This is a genomic window from Rubritalea sp. (genome assembly GCF_039830215.1).
Classification (GTDB): Bacteria; Verrucomicrobiota; Verrucomicrobiia; order Verrucomicrobiales; family Akkermansiaceae; genus Rubritalea.
In genome coordinates this window covers 1-3,001 of the sequence record NZ_JBDOPO010000096.1, presented here as the reverse complement: position 1 = coordinate 3,001, position 3,001 = coordinate 1, and the positions used below count along the sequence as shown (strand labels likewise).

Sequence of the window (3,001 nt, the reverse complement as noted above, 5' to 3'; positions counted from 1 at the left end):
GGAGAAGAACCGCCGTCAACGAAAAAGAATTGTGAACCGCCTGTATGTGGTGCATTTGTTTTTGCCATTGAAAGGGCATAAGGAACATGAATACGGCCGTTATTTGCTTCATCGGGAATTGTCCAATCTTTTTCATCAGGGCTGCCTCCATTGCCTTTTCCACTAAAACAGCAGCCATGTGCTCTGTTGCTTTGTCTAGGCGCTGGACGGCGGCTTTCAGAATATTCGCTTCTTCCGTTTGAAGGGCTGATCGCACATCGGCTTCTGCCGTACGAATGGTTTCCACATCAGCTACATCCATCATGCCTCCCACTTGCTCCATCCCAGCTTGAACTGCGGGGAGTAACTCCTCGGCCTTAAGTTTGGCTTCTGTGAAAATGCGCTCGGACATATCGTCGAATGCGTAGTCCACACTCTCACTTACCATCTTCTCCACAGCAGTATCATCTACGTCCACTGCAGCACTATCAATTTCTAACAAGGTGTCAGTGCTGGTAACCGTGTCGCGTGTAAGTACTTCTAAAATTCCGTTTTCATCGATGGAAAACTGAACACCGACACGAGCTTGACCTTTCGGTGCAGCCTCAAAGTTTACATCTACTTTTCCCAGCTCCCAGTTATCCCTGGCCATCTCACGCTCACCTTGGAGCACCCGCACCCGCATACTTTGCTGGTTCGCCACAGCGTTGGTAAACATTTCACCAGCTTTGCACGGGATCGTTGTATTACGTGGAATAAGGATATTCATCAAACCACCAAAAGTCTCAATACCCAAACTCAAGGGTGTCACATCGAGCAATACCATCTCGCGGAGTGCTCCTGAAAGCACACCAGCTTGAATAACTGCTCCTAAAGCAACTGCTTCGTCTGGGTGCTGGCTAACATCTGGAGTTTTCTTAAATACTTTTTCAACCAAAGCCCTCACAGAAGGAATGCGGGTAGAACCACCAACTAGGACGACTGCGTCTAACTCTTCAGATGGAGACTTAATCCCAGCATCATTGAGAACGCGTCGACAATGACTCTCGGTTTTACCAATCACAGACGCCACTACTTTTTCAAATTGTTGACGGCTAACCTCGATCTCGACATTCAATCCTTCACGAAAAAATGGAATCCGTAGAGCTGTAGATTCAGCATAAGAAAGTTGCTCCTTCACGTCACGTGCCGCGTCGATGAGCCGCTGTCTTTCTTCACCAGATAAACCTGATTGTTCTCCGAGCTGTGACCATGCCCACTGAGCGAGAGCATCATCGATATCATCACCACCTAACTGGGTATCTCCATCCGTTGCCAAAACCTGAAAGACTCCTTCACGCATTTCTAAAACAGAGATATCAAAAGTTCCACCACCTAGGTCATAGACAGCCACCTTTGCGTGTTCTTCTAGTTTATCTAGTCCGTATGCCAGAGCTGCCGCTGTTGGCTCACTGACAATCCGTATGACTTCGAGACCTGCTAGCTCGCCCGCCTGCTTGGTTGCATTGCGCTGGGCATCATTGAAATAAGCTGGGACTGTGATTACAGCCTTTGCCACACTTCGCTCGAGCTGCATTTCAGCAATGCTCTTGAGCTCTTTTAAAATTTCAGCACTCACTGCGATAGGTGTTTTACCTGCTGCGAGAACTGCTCCGTCAGCGCCTGCGCTCAATGGCACACAGTAAATATCCCCAGACACTTCAGCGTAGCGCCGCCCCATGTAGCGCTTCACACTAGTAATCACCTGTGCTCCAGCCCCACGGCGCCGTAACGCCGGCTGACCAACCACAACTCCACCATCAGCAGCATAACTGACAGCACTAGGACTGATCCTCTCACCACCAGCATTCGCTAGTAGTATGGGAAAACCACTTTCTACCACACCTACTGCAGAATTTGTCGTTCCTAGATCAATACCGATGACATCCTCAACCATGCCTACTAGCTAGCGGTTGATCTCCGACTAAGCAAAAAGATTCCTCAAAAAATCGACACTCTTTTGAGATAGTTAAAAAAATAATTCATTTTTTGCAACTCCCCAGCAAAAGCACGGTTTCAGTATGTGAACCCAATAGAATTTATGAAAACAAAAACACTACTATTTGCAATCACAGCCCTTTCCATTTCAGCCCTCGCTCAAGCTGAGGAAGGTAAAGCGGGGGGCAACAAAGGCTGCGACAAGAGACGTGCCCACATGATTGAGAAATTCGACAAGGACGGCGACGGCAAAATCTCTGAAGGAGAACGTGAAGCGGCCAAGGCTGCTATGGCCGAGCGGAAGGCCACATTCATCGCCAAGCACGACAGCAATGGTGACGGCGCGCTCGATGAAGACGAGAAGAACGCTATCAAAGCCTCATTCATCGCTAAGTTCGACACCGATGGAGACGGCAAACTAAACGGAGATGAGCGTAAGGCTGTTCGTGAAGCTGGTGCACACTTCCCTAGGCACAAGTTCGGTCACAAAAAAGGAGGTAAAAAAGGTGGACCACGCGGTGGTGGCGCATGAATAATTTCACGTTTGATAAACGTAACTAGGTGACCGCACAGTTCTTCGGAACTGTGCGGTTTTTTGTAATCTGATGAACTACCCCATTAAGGAACTCGGCACCTCCAGCCTATCTGTGAACTTTTGGGTACTGCTTAGACGGTCAAATTTACCTACCAGCTTGACCCTATGAGAGTGGCTTGCGGCAATGGTACAGTAACTGGCGCAATAACGCTATGAGAACTCATTTGACGACTACTTGGCTCTTCACAGCCAGCCTATTAGCTGCACTTTTAACTATAGAGCCCACACCTCCACTCATTCCCCTTCCTAACAGTGTCACGCATCAAGAAGATACTCTACTCTTCAGTGCCTCTCTAGATGTTTCCGCACGAGACAAAGCAAAGAACGAAAGAAACTTACTCCTTGGATTCAAACCGGAAGTGCACCGCTTAACTTGAACAACGGCCCAGATGCTGATTAGTATCAGCACTGGCTCCACCGTTCAAAACCGAGCCTGTGCCAAATGACCTA

3 protein-coding genes and 1 pseudogene are annotated in these 3,001 nt (G+C 48.4%); 2 read left to right on the top strand and 2 right to left on the bottom strand.

What is annotated here, in order from left to right; all coding sequences use genetic code 11:
• Positions 1 to 119 (bottom strand): peptidylprolyl isomerase (locus ABGY95_RS03075; protein ID WP_347440225.1); only part of this gene is annotated, 119 nt, incomplete at its 3' end.
• Between the two features lie 110 nt (positions 120 to 229).
• Positions 230 to 1,915 (bottom strand): annotated as a pseudogene (locus ABGY95_RS03070) (Hsp70 family protein); the annotation flags it as partial.
• A gap of 144 nt (positions 1,916 to 2,059) precedes the next feature.
• Between ABGY95_RS03070 and ABGY95_RS03065 the strand changes: the two are divergent.
• Positions 2,060 to 2,488, top strand: coding sequence for a hypothetical protein (locus ABGY95_RS03065; RefSeq protein ID WP_347440224.1), 429 nt, complete (start codon positions 2,060 to 2,062; stop codon positions 2,486 to 2,488).
• Between the two features lie 215 nt (positions 2,489 to 2,703).
• Positions 2,704 to 2,928, top strand: coding sequence for a hypothetical protein (locus tag ABGY95_RS03060; RefSeq protein ID WP_347440223.1), 225 nt, complete (start codon positions 2,704 to 2,706; stop codon positions 2,926 to 2,928).
• Positions 2,929 to 3,001 lie beyond the last annotated feature (73 nt).